General features: G+C 63.0%; 18 protein-coding genes. 8 read left to right on the forward strand and 10 right to left on the reverse strand.

Going from position 1 to position 18,698, the window contains the following annotated elements:
- The first annotated feature begins 49 nt into the window (after positions 1 to 49).
- Positions 50 to 448 carry a hypothetical protein gene (locus ACSQ22_RS01805; RefSeq protein WP_055397836.1) on the forward strand — a complete coding sequence of 133 codons (399 nt, stop codon included), beginning with the start codon at positions 50 to 52 and terminating at the stop codon, positions 446 to 448.
- 57 nt (positions 449 to 505) lie between these two features.
- Here the strand turns inward: ACSQ22_RS01805 and ACSQ22_RS01810 are convergent, their stop codons facing one another.
- From ACSQ22_RS01810 to ACSQ22_RS01820, 3 genes are all read right to left on the reverse strand, one after another.
- Positions 506 to 730, reverse strand: coding sequence for a DUF1737 domain-containing protein (locus ACSQ22_RS01810; RefSeq protein ID WP_121420232.1), 225 nt, complete (start codon positions 728 to 730; stop codon positions 506 to 508).
- A gap of 8 nt (positions 731 to 738) precedes the next feature.
- Positions 739 to 1,290, reverse strand: a complete 552-nt coding sequence (locus ACSQ22_RS01815; RefSeq protein WP_055397838.1) for an NUDIX hydrolase — start codon at positions 1,288 to 1,290, stop codon at positions 739 to 741.
- 122 nt (positions 1,291 to 1,412) lie between these two features.
- Complete coding sequence (locus ACSQ22_RS01820; protein WP_228895465.1) at positions 1,413 to 2,108, reverse strand: fumarylacetoacetate hydrolase family protein; 696 nt, start codon at positions 2,106 to 2,108, stop codon at positions 1,413 to 1,415.
- Positions 2,109 to 2,277: 169 nt separating this feature from the next.
- Between ACSQ22_RS01820 and ACSQ22_RS01825 the strand changes: the two genes are divergently transcribed.
- The 3 genes from ACSQ22_RS01825 (at position 2,278) to ACSQ22_RS01835 (ending at position 4,375) form a co-directional block, all read left to right on the forward strand.
- Complete coding sequence (locus ACSQ22_RS01825; RefSeq protein WP_055397946.1) at positions 2,278 to 2,733, forward strand: MarR family winged helix-turn-helix transcriptional regulator; 456 nt, start codon at positions 2,278 to 2,280, stop codon at positions 2,731 to 2,733.
- A 101-nt stretch (positions 2,734 to 2,834) separates the two neighbouring features.
- The gene (gene maiA / locus ACSQ22_RS01830) at positions 2,835 to 3,503 is read left to right on the forward strand and encodes a maleylacetoacetate isomerase (protein WP_436129237.1); all 669 of its coding nucleotides are present in this window, start codon (positions 2,835 to 2,837) and stop codon (positions 3,501 to 3,503) included.
- Positions 3,500 to 4,375 (forward strand): polyphenol oxidase family protein, encoded by an 876-nt coding sequence (locus ACSQ22_RS01835; RefSeq protein ID WP_436129238.1) that lies wholly within the window; start codon positions 3,500 to 3,502, stop codon positions 4,373 to 4,375. Before maiA ends, ACSQ22_RS01835 begins: the two co-directional genes overlap by 4 nt.
- On the opposite strand, the gene ACSQ22_RS01840 is transcribed toward ACSQ22_RS01835, so the two are convergent.
- Complete coding sequence (locus tag ACSQ22_RS01840) at positions 4,295 to 4,615, reverse strand: hypothetical protein (RefSeq protein WP_436129239.1); 321 nt, start codon at positions 4,613 to 4,615, stop codon at positions 4,295 to 4,297. The two genes, ACSQ22_RS01835 and ACSQ22_RS01840, sit on opposite strands and share 81 nt — an antisense overlap.
- Before the next feature lie 124 nt (positions 4,616 to 4,739).
- On the opposite strand from ACSQ22_RS01840, the gene ACSQ22_RS01845 reads away from it, so the two are divergent.
- The 3 genes from ACSQ22_RS01845 (at position 4,740) to phbB (ending at position 8,780) form a co-directional block, all read left to right on the forward strand.
- Positions 4,740 to 6,440 (forward strand): PHA/PHB synthase family protein, encoded by a 1,701-nt coding sequence (locus ACSQ22_RS01845; protein WP_436129240.1) that lies wholly within the window; start codon positions 4,740 to 4,742, stop codon positions 6,438 to 6,440.
- A 74-nt stretch (positions 6,441 to 6,514) separates the two neighbouring features.
- Positions 6,515 to 7,693: an acetyl-CoA C-acetyltransferase gene (locus tag ACSQ22_RS01850; RefSeq protein WP_121420226.1), complete on the forward strand. Its 1,179-nt coding sequence runs from the start codon at positions 6,515 to 6,517 to the stop codon at positions 7,691 to 7,693.
- Positions 7,694 to 8,042: 349 nt separating this feature from the next.
- Complete coding sequence (gene phbB / locus ACSQ22_RS01855; RefSeq protein ID WP_121420225.1) at positions 8,043 to 8,780, forward strand: acetoacetyl-CoA reductase; 738 nt, start codon at positions 8,043 to 8,045, stop codon at positions 8,778 to 8,780.
- A 486-nt stretch (positions 8,781 to 9,266) separates the two neighbouring features.
- Here the strand turns inward: phbB and ACSQ22_RS01860 are convergent, their stop codons facing one another.
- The 6 genes from ACSQ22_RS01860 to dapC form a co-directional block, all read right to left on the reverse strand.
- Positions 9,267 to 11,309, reverse strand: a complete 2,043-nt coding sequence (locus tag ACSQ22_RS01860) for an ABC-F family ATP-binding cassette domain-containing protein (protein WP_436129241.1) — start codon at positions 11,307 to 11,309, stop codon at positions 9,267 to 9,269.
- Positions 11,310 to 11,421: 112 nt separating this feature from the next.
- Positions 11,422 to 12,357, reverse strand: a complete 936-nt coding sequence (gene prmB / locus ACSQ22_RS01865; protein WP_055397848.1) for a 50S ribosomal protein L3 N(5)-glutamine methyltransferase — start codon at positions 12,355 to 12,357, stop codon at positions 11,422 to 11,424.
- Positions 12,354 to 13,547 (reverse strand): succinyl-diaminopimelate desuccinylase, encoded by a 1,194-nt coding sequence (gene dapE, locus ACSQ22_RS01870; RefSeq protein ID WP_436129242.1) that lies wholly within the window; start codon positions 13,545 to 13,547, stop codon positions 12,354 to 12,356. Before dapE ends, prmB begins: the two co-directional genes overlap by 4 nt.
- A gap of 163 nt (positions 13,548 to 13,710) precedes the next feature.
- A complete protein-coding gene (locus ACSQ22_RS01875; RefSeq protein WP_055397852.1) occupies positions 13,711 to 14,874 on the reverse strand; it encodes a PilT/PilU family type 4a pilus ATPase in 1,164 nt (387 codons plus the stop codon).
- A 70-nt stretch (positions 14,875 to 14,944) separates the two neighbouring features.
- Positions 14,945 to 15,778 carry a 2,3,4,5-tetrahydropyridine-2,6-dicarboxylate N-succinyltransferase gene (gene dapD / locus ACSQ22_RS01880; protein WP_121420221.1) on the reverse strand — a complete coding sequence of 278 codons (834 nt, stop codon included), beginning with the start codon at positions 15,776 to 15,778 and terminating at the stop codon, positions 14,945 to 14,947.
- A gap of 37 nt (positions 15,779 to 15,815) precedes the next feature.
- Entirely contained in the window at positions 15,816 to 17,021 is a 1,206-nt protein-coding gene (gene dapC / locus ACSQ22_RS01885; protein WP_436129243.1) for a succinyldiaminopimelate transaminase, read from the reverse strand.
- A 174-nt stretch (positions 17,022 to 17,195) separates the two neighbouring features.
- On the opposite strand from dapC, the gene ACSQ22_RS01890 reads away from it, so the two are divergent.
- Entirely contained in the window at positions 17,196 to 18,686 is a 1,491-nt protein-coding gene (locus ACSQ22_RS01890) for a methyl-accepting chemotaxis protein (RefSeq protein WP_436129244.1), read from the forward strand.
- Positions 18,687 to 18,698: the final 12 nt, after the last annotated feature.

Genomic DNA, 18,698 nt, shown 5'->3' on the forward strand with positions numbered 1-18,698 from the left:
TGGCCCATGCAGTCGTTGTTGGACTGCATGCAACGCCAAAGGACTCACCATGAAAACGATTACCACCACCTTGCTTGTGCTGGCCACCCTCACCCTCGGCGCCTGCACCGGCCCCATGGGCCCCCCGGGAGCGCAGGGCAATACCGGCAACACGGGATATACCGGCAAGACCGGTGACACCGGCTATACCGGAGCCACCGGAGCCACGGGCAACCAGGGAAACACGGGTTACACAGGGGCTACAGGCAGCATGGGGTCCACAGGGGCCACAGGCGGGCAGGGCAGCACGGGTGCTACCGGCATGCAAGGCGCCACGGGCTACCAGGGGGATACAGGTGCCACGGGTGCCAAGGGCAACACCGGCAACACTGGTAGCAAGGGCAACACCGGTAATACCGGAACCTCGGGCGATGGCAGTACCGTCATCGTCATACCCGCCAAGCCGTGACACGGCGCGCTCGGCGGCTGACGGCCCGCGACCGGCGATGCGTCGGACGGGCGGAGGTCAGACCACTGTGCCAGGCCACACAATGGCCTGCGCCACGATCACGTTCTGGCCGTTGAACGTGGCGGCGGGGGATCCGTACAACCGGTAGCCCAGTGCCAGCGCGTCGCTGACACGGCGGCAAAAGCTGGCGTCATCAGGACCTGTGAGCAAGCGGTAGGCTGGCAGGCCTTCGGGAGGTGTGCTGGCCGGGGCAGGGGACGTGGAGGTGGTAGTGGCAGTCATCCCACGGCCTATTCGATGTCAATGAAGTGCATACCCATGGCGCCCGCCTTGCGGTCGGCAAAGTAGCATTCCAGGGTTTCCTTCACGGTGCGGAAGGCCAGCTCGTCCCAGGGCACCTCGTCTTCGGCAAACAGACGTGCCTCGATGGTCTCGTAGCCGGGGTTGAACTGGTCGCTCAGCAGCGTGGCGCGGTAAAACAGGTGTACCTGGCCCACTCGGCGCACATTCAGCAGGCTGAACAGCGGGCCCATTTCAATCTGGGCGCCAGCCTCTTCGTCTGTTTCTCGCGCGGCGCCCTGGGCCGTGGTTTCGTCCAGCTCCATGAAGCCTGCGGGCAGGGTCCACTTGCCCCAGCGGGGTTCGATATTGCGCTTGCACAGCAGGATGCGGCCATCGGGCAGTGCGGGCACCGTGCCCACCACGTTGAGCGGATTCTCGTAGTGCACCGTGTTGCAGACGGGGCACACCGCGCGCTGTTTGGTGTCGCCGTCGTCCGGCAGGCGGTAGACCACGGCGGTGCCACAGGCGCGGCAGTGTTTGATGGGGCTGCGGAAGGTCATCGGAGGATTTTTCGAATCAGATCGGCTGCCAGCGCTTTTTCTATAAGCGCAAGCAGCTATGAAAAGCATAGTGCAGGGGCTGTGCGTCCAGACTGGGGCCGCGCGGCGCCCCGGCCAGGGCGTTACACCACGCTCAAGCGCAGCGTGCCCAGGCCTTCGACACCACCCTCCAGCACATCGCCGCGCACCACGGCGCCCACGCCTTCGGGGGTGCCGGTGTAGATCAGGTCGCCGGGCTGCAGCTCCCACGCGGCCGAGAGGTGTTCGATGGTTTCGGCAATGTTCCAGATCAGCTGCGCCACACTGCTGCGCTGCTTGTCCGCTCCGTTGACCTGCAGCCAGATGGCCGCCTTTGCAACGTCGCCCGCCTGGGCGGCCGGGGTGATGGGGCCAATGGGCGCGCTGGCATCAAAGCCCTTGCCGATGCACCAGGGGCGGCCCTGTTTTTTCATGTCGTTCTGCAGGTCGCGGCGTGTCATGTCCAGGCCCACGGCATAGCCGTAGATGTGTGCCAATGCGTCGGCGGCCTTGATGTTTTTGCCACCCTTGCCGATGGCCACGACCAGTTCGATCTCGTGGTGCAGGTTGGCGGTGAGGCTGGGGTAGGGCAGCTGGCCCGTTTCGCCAGCGTTGACCACCACGATGGCATCGGCGGGCTTCATGAAGAAGAAGGGTGGCTCGCGGCCGGTGAAGCCCATTTCCTTGGCATGCTCTTCGTAGTTGCGGCCCACGCAATAAATGCGGTGCACGGGAAAGCGGTCGCCGCTGCCCGCCACGGGCACGCTGGCCACCGGGGCGGGAGAAAACACGTAGCTCATGTCAGCCTCTCGAATTTCTGGGTTCAATGGAAATGAATGGTTGCCGGACGGCGCGGATGCCAGGGCAAGGACTGTGTCGCAAAAACCCCGGGCTGGACCCTGCGCGGCCTCGGTGTGGCAGTGTGCCATGGGCGCGGGCCGCCTGCTGGGGGGCGCTACACTCGCGCCCATGGCAAAGAGCTTCGATTTCCACAACACGCCAGGCCACCTGGTGCGCCGTGCCCACCAGCGAACCGTGGCGCTTTTCATGGAAGAGACTGCGGGGTTTGACGTGACGCCGGTGCAGTTCGCCATCCTGCACGAGCTGCTGGCACGGCCCGGTGAAGACCAGGTCACCCTGGCGTCCCGCGTGGCGTTCGACGCTGCCACATCGGGCTCGGTAATTGGGAGGCTCGAAAAACGCGGCTGGATCCGCCGCGAGCCCGACACCCGCGACCGCCGCCGCAAACTGCTGTGGATCACCCCCGAGGGCGAGGTGGCCGCGCTGCAGATGCGTGATGCCGCCCAGCGTGTGCAGGAGCGGCTGATGGCGCCACTCAATGCGCAGGAGCGCGTCGATCTGATGGCCATCCTGTCCAAGGTTGTCTACAACCATCAGGACCCGGCAGGGGCCTCGGGCGCCTGACGGACCCGGGCGGCCCCGAGGCTTGCCCATTCAGCGCCCGCGGTAGTGTGGGGCCCCACTGTCACGCTTTGAAACGTCCCCTTTCACAACGTATTTTCTGCATGCAGCTCTACAACTACTTCCGTTCCTCCGCCTCGTTCCGTGTGCGCATCGTGCTGCAGATCAAGGGCTTGCCTTACGACTACATCCCCGTGCACCTCGTCAAGGGTGAGCACCAGGCCCCGGCGTACGCCAGCCGCATCGGCGATGCGCTGGTACCCACGCTCGTGACCGATGACGGAGCGGCGCTGTCCCAGTCGATGGCCATCATCGAATACCTGGAGGAAACCCACCCTACGCCCGCGCTGCTGCCTGCCACGCCCCTGGCGCGGGCGCACGTGCGTGCGCTGGCGCAGATGGTGGCGTGCGAAATCCATCCCATCAACAACCTGCGCGTTCTCAAGTACCTGGTGCGCGAGCTGAAGGTGGACGAGGGGGCCAAGAACGCGTGGTACCACCACTGGGTGCGCAGCGGGCTGGAGGCCTTTGAGCGCCAGCTGGCACTGTTGGCGCAAGAGCGCGAAACCCAGGGCCTGCCTCCCTCCGTGCTGTGCTGGGGCGACACCCCCACGCTGGCCGACTGCTGCCTGGTGCCGCAAATCTTCAACGGCCAGCGTTTCAACGTGGACCTCGGTGGCCTGCCACTCACGATGGGGGCATTCGACGCCTGCATGGCGTTGCCCGCCTTCCAGAAGGCCCAGCCTTCCGCCTGCCCGGACCACGAAGCTTGACCCCGCACGAAGGCCCTCTGGCGGCGGCCGACTGTCTGGTGCCCGACTGGCCCGCGCCCGGGGGCGTGTTTGCACTGTGCACCACACGCACGGGGGGCGTGAGCCTGCCACCCTATGACAGCCTGAATCTGGGGACCCACGTGGGCGATGACCTGGCCGCTGTGCACACCAACCGCATGCGGCTGCAATCCACGGTCGGTGCGGTGGTGAATGGCACACGGGCGGTGTTTCTGAACCAAGTACACGGCGATGGCGTGGTGCACCTGGACAGCAGCACACCCGATGGCATCGACGCCGATGCCTGCGTGGCCACCGCGCCCGGTGTGGCCTGCACCATCATGGTGGCGGACTGCCTGCCGGTGCTGCTCGCACACCGTTCAGGCCGTGTGGTGGCGGCGGCGCATGCAGGCTGGCGCGGGCTGGCCGGAGTGGGCGGGCAGGGAGTACTGGAATCGGTTTTCAAGCGTTTTGAGGCCCTGGCGCTGGATGGAAAAGCGCTAAATGCTATCAAAATAGAAGCAAACGATCCTGCCCAAACGTTCGCCCAGGACACCCTGGTCTGGCTGGGTCCCTGTATTGGCCCGCAGGCCTTTGAAGTGGGGGCCGAGGTGCGCGCGGCATTTTGCGAGGCGAACCCGGCTTCAGAGGCGTGTTTTGTGCCCAGCGGCAGAGCCAAAGGCAAATACCTGTGCGACCTGGCTGGACTGGCTCGACTGCGGCTGCAGGCGCTGGGGATCACCCACATCCACGGCAACGATGGCACATCGCCTTGGTGCACCGTAACCAACGCTTCACGGTTCTTTTCGCACCGCCGCGACAGTGGGGCCCTCGGCGCTAGCGGGCGCTTCGCCGCCTGCATCTGGCGCAGCTGAGCCCGTGGCAGTGGCTGCGGCTTGCTCCGCATCGTAGGCCGCCTGCTCTGCGGCCTCGCGTGCCTTGATTGCCCGCTTGCGCGAAGGAGTGCCAAGGATGTACACCAGAATGCCCATGGGCAGCATGCCATACAGCGCAAAGGTGATCACGGCGCCGAGCACGGTGCCGTTGGGGCTGGTGGCTTCGGCCACCGCCATCATGAGGGTGACGTAGGTCCAGGCGATGACGATGAGGTACATTGGTTTGTGTTCAGTGCAAGCGTTGAATCCGTTGCCATGTGCAAAGGGCTCGGCAACAATGAACCCGAGAGATAAAAAACCAGAAGCTTTGCCGCTGCGAGCGACCAATCACTGAGGAAAGAGCATGAATTCTGAATCACCCTGGGCCGAGAGCGCCGAGCAGTTCCAGAAGATTTTCGGGCAAAGCTGGTCGCAGGCGCTGCAGTCGTTCCAGAAGCTGGACATGGGCACCCAGGTTCCTGCAGCACCACCCCTGAAATTTTCGCCCACCAAACTGCAGTCCCTGCAGCAGCAGTACCTGAAAGACGCGCAGGAACTCTGGGCCCAGGGCCTGCAGGGAACCCCCGAAGTCAAGGACCGCCGCTTCTCCGGCGAGGGCTGGGCGAGCAACCCCGTTGCTGCGTTCTCAGCCGCAGCCTACCTGCTCAATGCCCGCACCCTCATGGGGCTGGCCGACGCGGTGGAGGCCGACGAAAAGACCAAGGCACGCATCCGCTTTGGCGTGGAGCAGTGGATGGCTGCCATGGCACCCAGCAACTTCCTGGCCTTCAACGCCGAAGCGCAGAAAAAAGCCATCGAGACCAAGGGCGAGAGCATTGCCAAGGGCATGCAGAACCTGCTGCACGACATCACGCAGGGCCATGTGTCGATGACCGACGAAAGCCTGTTCGAGGTGGGGCGCAACGTGGCCACTACCGAAGGCGCGGTGGTGTACGAGAACGAACTGTTCCAGTTGCTCGAATACAAGCCGCTGACCGCCCAGGTGTACGAGCGGCCCTTCCTGCTCGTGCCGCCGTGCATCAACAAGTTCTACATCCTCGACCTGCAGCCCGAGAACTCTCTGATCCGCTACGCCGTGGAGCAAGGCCACCGGACCTTTGTGGTCAGCTGGCGCAACCCTGACGACAGCCTCGCCCACAAGACCTGGGACGATTATGTGGAAGACGGCGCCATGGCCGCCATCGACGTGGTGCAGAACATCACGGGCGCCGACCAGATCAATGCGCTGGGTTTTTGCGTAGGCGGCACCATCCTGAGCAATGCGCTGGCCGTGCTGGCAGCACGCGGCGATGAGCCCGTGGCCAGCGCCACTTTCCTCACCACGCTGATCGACTTCACCGACACCGGCATCCTCGATGTGTTCATAGACGAGGCTTTCGTGAAGTTCCGCGAGATGCAGATGGGTAAGGGCGGCCTCATGAAGGGGCAGGACCTGGCCTCGACCTTCAGTTTTCTGCGCCCCAATGACCTCGTGTGGAACTACGTGGTGGGCAACTACCTCAAGGGCGAAACACCGCCCCCGTTCGACCTGCTGTACTGGAACAGCGACAGCACCAACCTGCCAGGCCCGTTTTACGCTTGGTACCTCCGCAATTTCTACCTTGAAAACAACCTCGTCCAACCGGGCAAGCTCACCGTGTGTGGCGAGAAGATGGACCTGGGAAACCTCACGCTGCCCGTCTACATCTATGGCTCGCGCGAAGACCACATCGTGCCCATCAACGCCGCCTATGCGTCCACCCAGGTGCTACCCGGCAAGAAGCGCTTTGTGATGGGTGCCTCGGGCCACATTGCGGGCGTCATCAACCCGCCTGCCAAAGGCAAGCGCAGCCACTGGATTCGCGCCGACGGCAAACTGCCCGCCACGCTCGACCAATGGCTCCAAGGCGCGACCGAGCACCCCGGCAGTTGGTGGACCGACTGGTCTGGTTGGCTCAAGGGCCACGCGGGCAAGCAGATCGCGGCGCCCAAGAGCTACGGCAAGGGCACCAAGTTCAAGGCCATCGAGCCAGCACCTGGCAGCTACGTGAAGCAGAAAGCCTGATACGCAAAAGTCCTGACTTTCAGCACTGCGAGAATTACCAAGCAACCAACAACCTCCAACCACAAGGACATTCCATGGAAGACATCGTCATCGTTTCGGCCGCCCGCACTGCTGTGGGCAAGTTTGGTGGTGCGCTGGCCAAGACGCCTGCGACCGAACTGGGCGCCATCGTGATCCGCGAAGCCATCGCGCGCGCGGGCCTCTCGTCCGACCAGATTGGTGAAGTCATCATGGGCCAGGTGCTGGCCGCTGGCGTGGGCCAGAACCCCGCCCGGCAGGCTTCCATGAAGGCTGGTGTGGCCAAGGAAACTCCTGCGCTCACGATCAACGCGGTGTGCGGCTCAGGCTTGAAGGCCGTGATGCTTGCTGCGCAGGCTGTGGCCTGGGGTGACAGTGAAATCGTCGTGGCTGGCGGCCAAGAGAGCATGAGCATGGCGCCCCACGTACTGCCCGGCTCGCGCGACGGCCAGCGCATGGGTGACTGGAAGCTCATCGACACCATGATCGTGGACGGTCTGTGGGACGTGTACAACCAGTACCACATGGGCATTACGGCGGAGAACGTTGCCAAGGCCTACGGCATCACCCGTGACATGCAGGACGCCCTGGCCCTGGGCAGCCAGCAAAAGGCCGCCGCAGCGCAAGATGCCGGCAAGTTCGTGGACGAAATCGTGGGTGTGAGCCTGGCGCAGAAGAAGGGCGACCCCATCCTGTTCAACGCCGACGAATACCTCAACCGCAAGACCAACGCCGAAGCGCTGGCAGGCCTGCGCCCCGCATTCGACAAGGCCGGCAGCGTGACGGCGGGCAACGCATCGGGCCTGAACGACGGCGCAGCCGCTGTGGTGGTGATGACCGCTAAGAAAGCTGCAGCCCTGGGCCTCAAGCCCCTGGCACGCATCGCTGCATTCGGCACCAGCGGACTCGATCCCGCCACCATGGGCATGGGCCCGGTGCCAGCGTCACGCAAGGCCCTGCAGCGCGCAGGCTGGAACGCTGCCGATGTGGATCTGTTCGAGCTGAACGAAGCCTTTGCCGCACAAGCCTGCGCGGTGAACAAGGAATTGGGGATTGACCCTGCCAAGGTGAACGTGAACGGCGGTGCCATCGCCATCGGCCACCCCATCGGCGCTTCCGGCTGCCGCATCCTGGTGACCCTGCTGCACGAAATGCAGCGCCGCGATGCCAAGAAGGGCTTGGCAGCGCTGTGTATTGGTGGCGGCATGGGCGTGTCCCTGGCCTTGGAGCGCTAACAAGCCCCTGCGCCTGTTTGCACCTGCGGTTCAGCCGTTTCTCAGGTGCAAGGCCAAAAATCGAAGCCGCGTTACGACGCGGCTTTTTTATGTCTGGCTTCAGTGTGAACGTGTCGCCGCCGTGGCCTCACTTCTGCGTGCGCAGGTGGTTGCAAGATGTTTCTATGGGATCGTTGGAAGGCTGTGGCTTGCACCAAAACTGTGACTCTGCCGAGACACATAGCGCGTAAGGTGTGTGACGCATGCCGATATGCCAAAAAGAAAAGGGCTTCAGTGTTTTCCTTCACGGCGGCGGTAGATTTCTTCGGTAGAGTGGCTGTTGAGCAAATCACTAACAAGGAGAAATCACATGAGCCAGAAAGTTGCATACGTCACCGGCGGCATGGGCGGCATCGGGACTGCCATTTGCCAGCGCCTGCACAAGGAGGGCTTCAAGGTCATCGCAGGTTGTGGCCCTACCCGTGACCATGCCAAGTGGCTGGCCGAGCAGAAAGCCCTGGGCTACACCTTCTATGCGTCGGTGGGCAATGTGGGCGACTGGGATTCCACGGTAGAAGCCTTTGGCAAGACCAAGGCCGAGCACGGCACCATCGACGTGCTGGTGAACAACGCTGGCATCACCCGCGACCGCATGTTCCTCAAGATGTCGCGCGAAGACTGGGACGCGGTGATTGAAACCAACCTCAACAGCATGTTCAACGTCACCAAGCAGGTGGTGGCCGACATGGTGGAAAAGGGCTGGGGCCGTATCATCAACATCAGCTCGGTGAACGGTGAAAAGGGCCAGGCGGGCCAGACCAACTACTCGGCGGCCAAGGCGGGCATGCATGGCTTTTCGATGGCCCTGGCGCAGGAACTGGCCACCAAGGGCGTGACGGTCAATACGGTGAGCCCCGGCTACATCGGCACCGACATGGTCAAGGCGATCCGCCCTGATGTGCTCGAAAAGATCGTGGCCACGGTTCCCGTCAAGCGCCTCGGTGAACCTAGCGAAATCGCTTCCATCATTGCGTGGCTGGCTTCGGATGAAGGTGGCTACGCGACCGGTGCCGATTTTTCGGTCAACGGTGGCCTGCACATGGGTTGATGCCCGAAGGCTTGGAAAAACAAAAAACCCCGCAATGCGGGGTTTTTTGTTGGAGGAGCAAGAGGGAAGGGGTCGCCGGTTATCTTGCTTCGAGGAGCCTATGAAATGGGCCGTTTGGCGGAAACACAACCGGTACCTTGGTACGCTTTGTGCTTTGATTTTGCGGCTGGCATTGGATGGGCGCTTGAAGCGGGAAGCTGGCTGCCACGCCTTCAGAAGCGGGCGGGAGCGCGCTTGCGATCGCGTTCGTCTTCGGGCCAAGCGGACAAGATTGCGGTGGTATTCATGCTGGAAAACTCCTGTGATGTACCAACAACGCGGCCCATCTACTGTCCGTTGACAGCGTCTCGCAAAAAAATGCAACCGTAAGTGCCCGCAGGCTTACCTCTACACCGCTATCAAAAATAATAGCTAAAAATGATTGCTGGATAAGCGCAAAGGTCGAATAACGATCACTTTGTGATTACATGAATTTACATTTTTAGCCTATGCTGCTGCCGAAATTTCTTCCAATTCGGAAGAAATTTCCAGCCAGCGTTCTTCCAGTTGGGCGGTCTCATCATGGCCTGCCTTCAGGGCGCGGCCACACTCTGCGATCTCGGCCGGGGGCAGGGCCTGCGTGAGCTTGTGCTCGAGCGCAGCCCGTTCGCCAGCCAGCGTCGCCAGGCGCTTGTCGATCCGCTCCAGCTCTTTTTTGAGCGGCCGTGTTTTTTCGGCTTGTTGCTGGCGCGCCTGGGCATCCAGTTTGCGTTGTTCTCGCCCGTCCCTTGAAGGGGTTGTGGCGGAGGTCGGTGTGGGCACCGGGGCCGCGACAGGAGCGGGATTTGCTGCCGCTGAAGGTGCGTTGGCCTTGGGGGCCGTGGAGCTTGCCACCGAGACCTGTGCCTGCTCGGCCAGGCGTGCCTCTTCGCGAAGGCGTTTGGACTCTTCGAGCAGGTAGCGCTGGTAGTCGTCCAGATCGCCATCGAAGGGCCCTACAACGCCCCGGCCCACCATCCAGAAGTCTTCGCAGACCGAGCGCAGCAGCGAACGGTCGTGGCTGACCAGCATGACGGTGCCGTCGAAGTCGTTGAGCGCCATGGCCAGGGCCTCGCGGGTCGCCAAGTCGAGGTGGTTGGTAGGTTCGTCCAGCAGCAGCAGGTTGGGACGCTGCCAGACGATCATGGCAAGCACCAAGCGGGCTTTTTCGCCACCGCTCATCGTGCCCACGGCCTGCTTGACCATGTCGCCCGTGAAGTTGAACGTGCCCAGATAGCTGCGCAGGTCTTGCTCGCGGCTGGGTTGTTTGATGTCGGGGCCCAGTTCCTTGGCCAGGCGGATCATGTGCTCCAGCGGGTTCTCGCTGGGGCGCAGCACATCCAATTCCTGCTGGGCAAAGTAGCCGATGTTCAGGCCCTTGCCTTCGGTCACGCTGCCGCCCAGGGGCTTCATGGTGCGGGCAATGGTTTTGACCAGCGTGGACTTGCCCTGGCCGTTGGCACCCAGGATGCCGATGCGCTGGCCCGCCAGCACCGAGCGGTTGACGCCGGTGAGGATGGTGGTGGGCGTGCCCTCGTCGTCCACATAGCCAAATGATGCATCGCTGATGGCCAGCATCGGGTTTGGCAGATTGGCGGGTTCCTTGAACTCGAAGGTGAAGTCCGCCTCGGCCAGCACGGGGCCAATCTTTTCCATGCGTTCGAGCTGCTTGACGCGGCTTTGCGCCTGCTTGGCCTTGCTGGCCTTGGCCTTGAAGCGGTCGATGAACTTCTGCAGATGGGCCATCTTCTCCTGCTGTTTGGAGAAGCTGGCCTGTTGCAGTTCAAGCTGCTGGGCGCGCAGCTCTTCGAACTTGCTGTAGTTGCCACCGTAACGGTTCAACTCGCCTTGCTGGATTTGCAGGGTGACGTTGGTGATGGCGTCCAGAAACTCGCGGTCATGGCTGATCACGATCATGGTGCCCGCGTAGCGCTTGAGCCAGGCTTCGAGCCAGACCAGGGCGTCCAAGTCCAAGTGGTTGGTGGGCTCGTCCAGCAGCAGCAAATCGCTGGGGCACATCAGTGCGCGGGCCAGTTGCAGGCGCATGCGCCAGCCACCCGAGAAGCTGTTGACGGGTTGGTCCAGTTCGCTGACGCGAAAGCCCAGGCCCAGAATCAATGCCTGTGCACGTGCCACGGCATCGTGGGCTCCCGCGTCGTGCAAGTCGGAATAGGCATGCGCGATGGCCATGCCGTCGTCGCTGGCCTCTGCGTCGAGCAACTGTTGCTGGACCTCGGCCAGACGCGTGTCACCCTCCAACACAAAGTCAGTGGCCGACTGGTCGGTTTCGGGCATGTTCTGCGCGACCTCCGCCATGCGCCAGCTGGTGGGGATGTAGAAATCTCCCCCGTCTTCGTGCAGTTTGCCGCTGAGCAAGGCAAACAGGCTCGACTTGCCCGCGCCATTGCGGCCCACAAGGCCTACGCTTTCGCCGGGGTTGATGGTGGCGGAAACGCTGTCGAGCACGACTTTGGCGCCGCGTCGCAGGGTAACGTTCTTCAGGGTGATCATCCGGAACTCAGAAAAAAGCGCACCCGCACTGGGCGGGTGGCGTGAAAAAGCAGGGGGCCAAGGCTGTTGCAAACCATCCAAGGGATGCAGCAAGCCGGTGGCGCGCAACCCTCTATTGTGCCGTGAGCCGGCTTTGGGCGGCCAAGGCCTGCCGAGTCACCAGCAAAACCTGGTCTTCACCTGCACTGGTATCGAGCCAGAAAACAGGCAGTTGGGGGAAAGCGGCCTCGAAGTAAGCGCGTTCGTTGCCAATCTCCAGAATGATCACTGCATCCTCACTCATGCAGGCGGGAGCAGCGGCAAACAGCTGGCGCACAAAGTCCATGCCATCGTTGCCTCCGGCCAGGGCCAGTTCGGGCTCGGCACGGTATTCGGCGGGCAAGGCGGCCATGCTGGCCGCGTTTACGTAGGGTGGATTGCACAGGATCAGGTCCCAGGGGCCGGGCAGTGCAGCCAGGCCATCGGACAGCTGTAGCTGGATGCGGTCCTGCAGGCCGTGTTTGTCCACGTTGATGCGGGCTACCGCCAGCGCATCGGGCGATATGTCGGCGCCCGTCACTTGCACCTCGGGCCAGGCCATGGCCGCCAGCACGGCAAGGCTGCCGTTACCCGTGCACAGGTCCAGCACCTGGCGGGTGTGGTCGCTCAGGTACTCGTCAGCCCCCCCATCGACCAGCAGTTCGGCAATGAAGCTGCGCGGCACGATGGCGCGTTCGTCCACGTAGAACGGTACACCCTGCAGCCAGGCCTCTTGTGTGAGATAGGCGGCGGGCTTGCGGGTGCGGATGCGCTCTTCAAAAAGAGTAGCTACCAGCGCTTGATCGGCGGGCGCTACGGGCTGATTCTTCATGGAATCGGGGGCTTCCGACAGATCACTGTCCAGCGGCAGCCCTAGACGCCAGAGCACCAGCCAAGCGGCTTCGTCGTGGGCATTGGTGGTACCGTGGCCAAAGGAGACGCCTGCTGCGGCAAGGCACTGCGCACCCGATTCGACCAGGGCACCCACGGTATCGCCTGCGACGGTGGGGTGCTGTTGTGGTGTGTTCATGCTGGCACTCCATTGGCGGCCAAGGCCTGCGCATGCAGGTTTTCCAGCGTGCGGCGGTAGATGTTCTTGAGGGGGTCAATGTCGGCCACGACGATGTGCTCGTCGATCTTGTGGATGCTGGCGTTGGGAGGGCCGAGTTCAATCACCTGGGGGCACACCTGGGCAATGAAACGGCCGTCGCTGGTTCCGCCCGTGGTGGAGAGTTCGGTGGTCAGCCCGGTCTCTGCAGTGATGGCCTGCTGCACGGCGCCCACCAGTTCGCCGGGGGTTGTCAAAAACGGCTGGCCGCCCAGCGTCCAGCGCAGGTCGTATTCCAGGCCATGGCGGTCCAGCACGGCGTGCACACGCTGCTGCAGGCCTTCGGCAGTGGATTCAGTCGAGAAGCGGAAGTTGAAGTCGATCACGACCTCTCCCGGAATCACATTGGTGGCACCCGTGCCGCCGTGCATGTTGCTGATCTGCCAGCTGGTGGGCGGGAAAAACGCGTTGCCCTCGTCCCACACCGTGGCCGCCAGCTCCGTGAGTGCGGGCAGGGCCTGGTGAATGGGGTTGCGGGCCAGTTGCGGGTAGGCAATGTGCCCCTGAATACCGCGCACAGAGAGCTTGCCACTGAGCGTGCCGCGCCGTCCGTTCTTGATCATGTCGCCCGTTTTTTCGACGGAGGTAGGTTCTCCGACGATGCAGTAATCGAGCTTTTCACCACGCGCCTTGAGTTGCTCGACCACGACCTTGGTGCCATCCACCGAGGGGCCTTCCTCGTCGCTGGTCAGAAGAAAAGCCAGCGCAATCTGCGGATCGGGCGTGGCGGCCAGGAACTCTTCTACCGCCACGACAAAGGCGGCGATGGAGGTTTTCATGTCGCTGGCACCACGGCCATAGAGCTTGCCGTCCTTGTGGGTAGGCACAAACGGGTCGCTGCTCCACTGTGCCAGCGGGCCGGTGGGTACGACATCGGTGTGGCCGGCAAACACTATGGTTTTAATAGCTGCTTGCACTTTTCCATCAAGCGCTACAGGCCTTTTTGCCCACAAGTTGCTGACACGAAAGTCCGCCGGGCCGCTGTCCAGGCGCTCACACACAAACCCGAGCGGAGCCAGCCGCGCGGCCAGCAGGTCCAGGCAGCCCGCATCCTCGGGGGTGATGGAGGGCAGGGAAATGAGCTGTTCGGCGAGGTGCAGGGTACGGGACATTGGGGATTCGGTGGGATGGGGCCGTGCAGTCAGCTGTAGTTAGAGAGCGAAGCGTAAGCACCAGCGCGGCCTAGGCGAGAGACGGCAAGCCAAGGGCCGCCCCGCAGCGAGGGCGTCGTCCCCCAGGGGGAAGGCGCCGCAGGCGACTCAGTGCGGAGACATTTCATGCCGCTGGTTTGACGTCCAGCACGATCTCGGTGAAGGAAGGCGCGTCGTCGGGTGCATCCCGCGCTTCCTTCTGCGCCTTGGCGGCATTGGCGGCCAGCGAGAAATCGTTTTGCAAGCGCCACATGAGGTTGGTAGGCGAGTCAGCGTAGGCCATGCCTTCCTTGCGGTCGATCTTGGAGTCCATGATCAACCGGGCGAGGGCTTCCTCAAAGGTCAGCGAACCTTCGGCCATGGACTTCTCCATCGCTTCTTTGACGCCTGAGAAATCGCCTTTTTCGATCAGGTCGGACACCAGCTTGGTGTTGAGCATGACTTCCACCGCCGGAGCACGGCTGCCGTCGATGGTGCGCACCAGGCGTTGGGAGATGATGGCCTTCAGGGCGGATGCCAGGTCGCCCAGCATGGTGGGACGCACTTCGACGGGATAGAACGACAAGATGCGATTGAGCGCGTGGTAGCTGTTGTTGCCGTGCAGCGTGGCCAGACACAAGTGGCCGGACTGGGCGTAGGCAATTGCGGCCGACATGGTTTCGCGGTCGCGGATTTCGCCGATCAGGATCACATCCGGCGCCTGGCGCAGCGCGTTCTTCAGCGCTGTCTGCAACGACTGGGTATCACTGCCGATCTCGCGCTGATTGACGATGGACTTCTTGTTCTTGAACTGGTACTCGACCGGGTCTTCGATGGTGAGGATGTGGCCGGTGAGTGCTTCGTTGCGGGTGTCGATCATCGACGCCAGGGATGTGCTCTTGCCCGAGCCCGTGGCGCCGACCATCAGGATCAGGCCCCGCTTTTCCATGATGAGTTCGCGCATCACGGGTGGCAGGCCCAGCGAGTCGAATTCGGGAATCTGCTGCGAGATGAAACGGATCACCACGGCGTAGCTGCCGCGCTGGCGCATGGCACTGATACGGAAGCGGCCCACACCGCTGAGCGGCACGCCCATGTTCAGCTCGCCGGTTTCTTCCAGTTCTTCGATACGGTCTGGGGGGACCACTTCGGAGAGCAGGTTGCGCGGCGCATCGGGCGGCAGGATCTGGTTGTTGATCGGGATGCATTCGCCGTTGATCTTGATCAGCGCCGGGGCATTGGCCGACAGGTAGACGTCTGATGCCTTCTTTTCGCTCATCAGGCGAAGAATCCGCTCCATCGTGCTCATGGTGTTTCCCTCTTGTTGTCGGTGTCTGTCGGCGGGCAGGCGGGATGGCCTGCCCCGGGCTTGAATGCGATCAGTCGCGCAGCAGGTCGTTGATGCTGGTCTTGGAGCGCGTCTGCGCGTCCACCTGCTTGACGATGATTGCGGCGTACATGCTGTAGGGCGCGCCGTTGGCGGCTGTCTTGGGCAGGTTGCCGCTGACCACCACCGAGCCCGAGGGCACGCGGCCATAGCTGATCTCGCCAGTGGCGCGGTTGAAGATGGGGGTGCTCTGGCCCAGGTACACGCCCATGCCCAGCACGGAGTTTTCTTCCACCACCACGCCTTCAACCACTTCGGACCGTGCACCGATGAAGCAGTTGTCTTCGATGATGGTGGGGCCGGCTTGCAGAGGCTCCAGCACGCCACCAATGCCCACGCCACCCGACAGGTGCACGTTGGCACCGATCTGTGCGCACGAACCCACGGTGGCCCAGGTGTCGACCATGGTGCCTTCGCCCACATAGGCGCCAATGTTCACGTACGACGGCATCAGGATCGCGCCCTTGGCGATGAAGCTGCCACGGCGGGCGACGGCGGGTGGCACCACACGCACCCCGGTGGCCTTCATTTCTTCTTCAGACAAGTGGGCAAACTTGGTCTGCACCTTGTCGTAAAAGCCCAGGTCACCGGCCTTCACGACTTCGTTGTCCTTCAGCCGGAACGACAGCAGCACCGCCTTCTTGATCCACTGGTGCACGGTCCACTGGCCCACACCTTCGCGCGTGGCCACGCGCAGCGTGCCGTTGTTCAGCTCGGCGATCACATGCTCGACAGCGTCCTGGATTTCCTTGGGGGCGGCGGAGGGCGAAAGGCTGGCGCGGTTGTCCCAGGCGTTGTCGATGAGGGTTTGCAGTTGTTGGGTCATGTTGTTGTCTGTCAGTCTGTGGATCAGGAATCAGAAATCAGGCAGTGCGGGACTGGATGAATTGCACGATGCGCAACGCAGCCTCCACGCACTCTTCGGTTTCGGCCACCAGGGCCATGCGCACGCGCTGGGCACCGGGGTTGCTGCCCTGGGCCTCGCGGGCCAGGTAGCTGCCAGGGAGCACCGTAACATTGTATTGAGCCAGAAGGGCCCGCGCGAACTCGGCGTCGTCCATGGCAAGCTGCTCGGGGACCTTGGCCCAGAGGTAGAAACCTGCATCGGGAAGGGCTACTTCCATGACACCCGCCAGCAGCGGCGTGACCTGGGCGAACTTCTTGCGGTAGCGCGTGCGGTTTTCCACCACATGCTGCTCGTCACCCCAGGCCGCAATGCTGGCGGCCTGCACGATGGGGCTCATGGCGCTGCCGTGGTACGTGCGGTACAGCAGGAAGGCCTTGATCAGGGCCGCATCACCCGCCACAAAACCGCTGCGCATGCCGGGCACGTTGCTGCGCTTGGAGAGACTGGTGAAGGAGATCAGGTTCTTGTAGTCGCTGCGGCCGAGCTTGTCTGCAGCCTGCAGGCCGCCCAACGGCGGTTCGTCGCGGAAGTAGATTTCGCTGTAGCACTCGTCCGAGGCAATCACAAAACCATACCGGTCGCTCAGTTCAAACAACTTCTTCCACTCCGTCAGCGGCATGACGGCGCCGGTGGGGTTGCCAGGGGAGCAAACAAAAAGCAACTGCGTCCGCTGCCACACGGAGTCCGGCACCGCGTCCCAATTCACGGCGAAATTGCGTGCCGGGTCGCTGGCCGCGTAATAAGGGGCCGCGCCCGCCAGCAGGGCTGCACCTTCATAGATCTGGTAGAACGGATTGGGGCAGACTACCAGCGGCTGGCCGTGTGAAGGATCGATGATGGTTTGGGCAAACGAAAAAAGTGCTTCCCGAGAACCATTCACGGGAAGGACCTGGGTGGCCGGATCCAGCGTAATGGCATAGCGCAAATTCAGCCAGCGGGTGAAGGCCTCGCGCAAACCCAACTCGCCAGCGGTGGCGGGGTAACTCGCCAGGCCACTGAGGTTGTTACTGAGTGCATCTTTGATGAACTGCGGTGTAGGATGGCGTGGCTCACCCATGCCCAGGCTGATGGGGCTGTAGGCTGCCGGGGGCACCACCCCCGCAAAGAGCTGCCGCAGCCGCTCGAAGGGGTAGGGCTGGAGATGGGAAAGCAGGGGATTCATGGGGCGCCATTATGGGCGATCACCTCAGATCAGTCGGCGCTGGATCGGCCAGGGTTTGGCGGATCGTGACCGGAGCTGACCTCAATGCGTCGATGGGCCCGTGGTCTGTCAATCCGCCGTAAGTGCGTGTACCTAGTATTCAGGCCGTTTGATCAGAACAATAGAGGAGACACGATGTCAGGATTCCTACCGCTGCGTCCGGGGCTCTGGTGGATGCGCAGGTGGCATTTGCCTGGCAAGCTGTTCTCGCTGAGTCTTCTGGTGGGGGCGGCACTTGCCATTGCTGCGGTTGGGGCGCCTTGGTGGGCGCTTGCCTTGGCCGCAGTGGTGGTGTTGTACGCTCTGCTCGTGCTTTACCTCAGTCTGGCCACCGACCTTGCGGGTCTGGCGCAAACCATAGAGCTGACCCAGGCCGGGGATCTCCGGGCCCAGCCCCGTCGCGACTACGGACAAGACGAAGTGGCCGAGATGGCGCAGTCGCTCGACCGCATGGTGATCACGCTCTCCTCCATGGTGGCAGACATCCGTAGCAATGCGGCGCTGGTCGCCCATGCTGGGCAGAGCCTGGCCGAGGGCAATCGGTCGCTGGCCGACCGCACCGAGCAGCAGGCCGCCAACCTGGAGCAGACGGCCGCCAGTGTGGAGCAACTGTCTTCAGCGGTGCAGAACAACGCTCAGACCGCGCACAGTGCCGATACCCGGGCGGCGCAGGTGCGTGACGCAGCCGATGTGGGCGCCCAGGCCATGGCACGTGCCGTGCAGTCGGTCGAGGCCATCCAGCAAGGTGCGCGGCGCATGACCGAAATCATCGGTGTGATCGACAGCATTGCATTTCAGACCAATATCCTTGCCCTGAACGCAGCCGTTGAGGCTGCTCGCGCCGGAGAGCAGGGCCGTGGGTTTGCCGTGGTGGCAGCAGAGGTGCGCACGCTGGCCAAGCGGTCCAGCGATGCCGCGCACGAAATTCGTGAACTGATCGGTGCCTCGGTCAGTCAGGTCGAAACCAGTGCGGGCCTGATTCGGTCGGCCGGGGAGGGGATCTCGGACATGGCGGGGGGCATTCGCAGCGTGGCAGCCAGCATGAGCGAAATCTCCGGATCGAGCGCCGAGCAAAGCACCGGCCTGCGCGAGGTGAGCGCCGCCGTGCAACAACTGGACCAGATCACCCAGCACAACGCCCAGATGGTGGGCCATGCCGTGCAACAGGCAGAGGCCCTGGAAAGCCGCGCATCCACCCTGTCGCGTGCGGTCTCTGCATTCCGCCTGCAGCAGGGCACGGCCGAGGAGGCTGTGGCGCTGGTGGGCAAGGCCATGGCGCTGCACAAGAGTACCTCGCGCGACCAGTTCCTGCGCAGCATCACTGACAAGAATCAGCCCTACCACGACCGCGACATGTATGTGTTTGTCCTCGACTCCGCAGGCACCTACCTGGCCTTCGGAGGCAACACCGCCAAGGTGGGCACGCGGGTGCAGGACATTCCTGGCATTGCGGGCGACCGGCTGGTGAACGACATCGTTTCCCAGGCGGACCGTGAGCCGGGCTGGGTGGAGTACGACATCACCAACCCTGCCACGGGTGCGGTGCAGACGAAAATGTCTTACGTCAGCCGCGCGGGCGATCTGTATGTGGGGTGTGGGGTTTACAAGGCACTCGCTGCCCGCTGAGTTGTCGGCCCT

The organism is Acidovorax sp. LjRoot38 (assembly GCF_964252975.1).
GTDB lineage: Bacteria > Pseudomonadota > Gammaproteobacteria > Burkholderiales > Burkholderiaceae_C > Acidovorax > Acidovorax facilis.

Bases quoted from the DNA above. Each gene is read 5' to 3' on its own strand.
- ACSQ22_RS01820 (WP_228895465.1), bottom strand. From the start codon at position 2,108: ATGAGCTACGTGTTTTCTCCCGCCCCGGTGGCCAGCGTGCCCGTGGCG.
- ACSQ22_RS01875 (WP_055397852.1), bottom strand. From the start codon at position 14,874: ATGAGCACGATGGAGCGGATTCTTCGCCTGATGAGCGAAAAGAAGGCA.
- ACSQ22_RS01850 (WP_121420226.1), top strand. From the start codon at position 6,515: ATGGAAGACATCGTCATCGTTTCGGCCGCCCGCACTGCTGTGGGCAAG.
- dapC (WP_436129243.1), bottom strand. From the start codon at position 17,021: ATGAATCCCCTGCTTTCCCATCTCCAGCCCTACCCCTTCGAGCGGCTG.
- ACSQ22_RS01860 (WP_436129241.1), bottom strand. From the start codon at position 11,309: ATGATCACCCTGAAGAACGTTACCCTGCGACGCGGCGCCAAAGTCGTG.
- ACSQ22_RS01845 (WP_436129240.1), top strand. From the start codon at position 4,740: ATGAATTCTGAATCACCCTGGGCCGAGAGCGCCGAGCAGTTCCAGAAG.
- prmB (WP_055397848.1), bottom strand. From the start codon at position 12,357: ATGAACACACCACAACAGCACCCCACCGTCGCAGGCGATACCGTGGGT.
- phbB (WP_121420225.1), top strand. From the start codon at position 8,043: ATGAGCCAGAAAGTTGCATACGTCACCGGCGGCATGGGCGGCATCGGG.
- dapE (WP_436129242.1), bottom strand. From the start codon at position 13,547: ATGTCCCGTACCCTGCACCTCGCCGAACAGCTCATTTCCCTGCCCTCC.
- ACSQ22_RS01825 (WP_055397946.1), top strand. From the start codon at position 2,278: ATGGCAAAGAGCTTCGATTTCCACAACACGCCAGGCCACCTGGTGCGC.
- ACSQ22_RS01890 (WP_436129244.1), top strand. From the start codon at position 17,196: ATGTCAGGATTCCTACCGCTGCGTCCGGGGCTCTGGTGGATGCGCAGG.
- ACSQ22_RS01805 (WP_055397836.1), top strand. From the start codon at position 50: ATGAAAACGATTACCACCACCTTGCTTGTGCTGGCCACCCTCACCCTC.
- ACSQ22_RS01840 (WP_436129239.1), bottom strand. From the start codon at position 4,615: ATGTACCTCATCGTCATCGCCTGGACCTACGTCACCCTCATGATGGCG.
- ACSQ22_RS01810 (WP_121420232.1), bottom strand. From the start codon at position 730: ATGACTGCCACTACCACCTCCACGTCCCCTGCCCCGGCCAGCACACCT.
- maiA (WP_436129237.1), top strand. From the start codon at position 2,835: ATGCAGCTCTACAACTACTTCCGTTCCTCCGCCTCGTTCCGTGTGCGC.
- ACSQ22_RS01815 (WP_055397838.1), bottom strand. From the start codon at position 1,290: ATGACCTTCCGCAGCCCCATCAAACACTGCCGCGCCTGTGGCACCGCC.
- dapD (WP_121420221.1), bottom strand. From the start codon at position 15,778: ATGACCCAACAACTGCAAACCCTCATCGACAACGCCTGGGACAACCGC.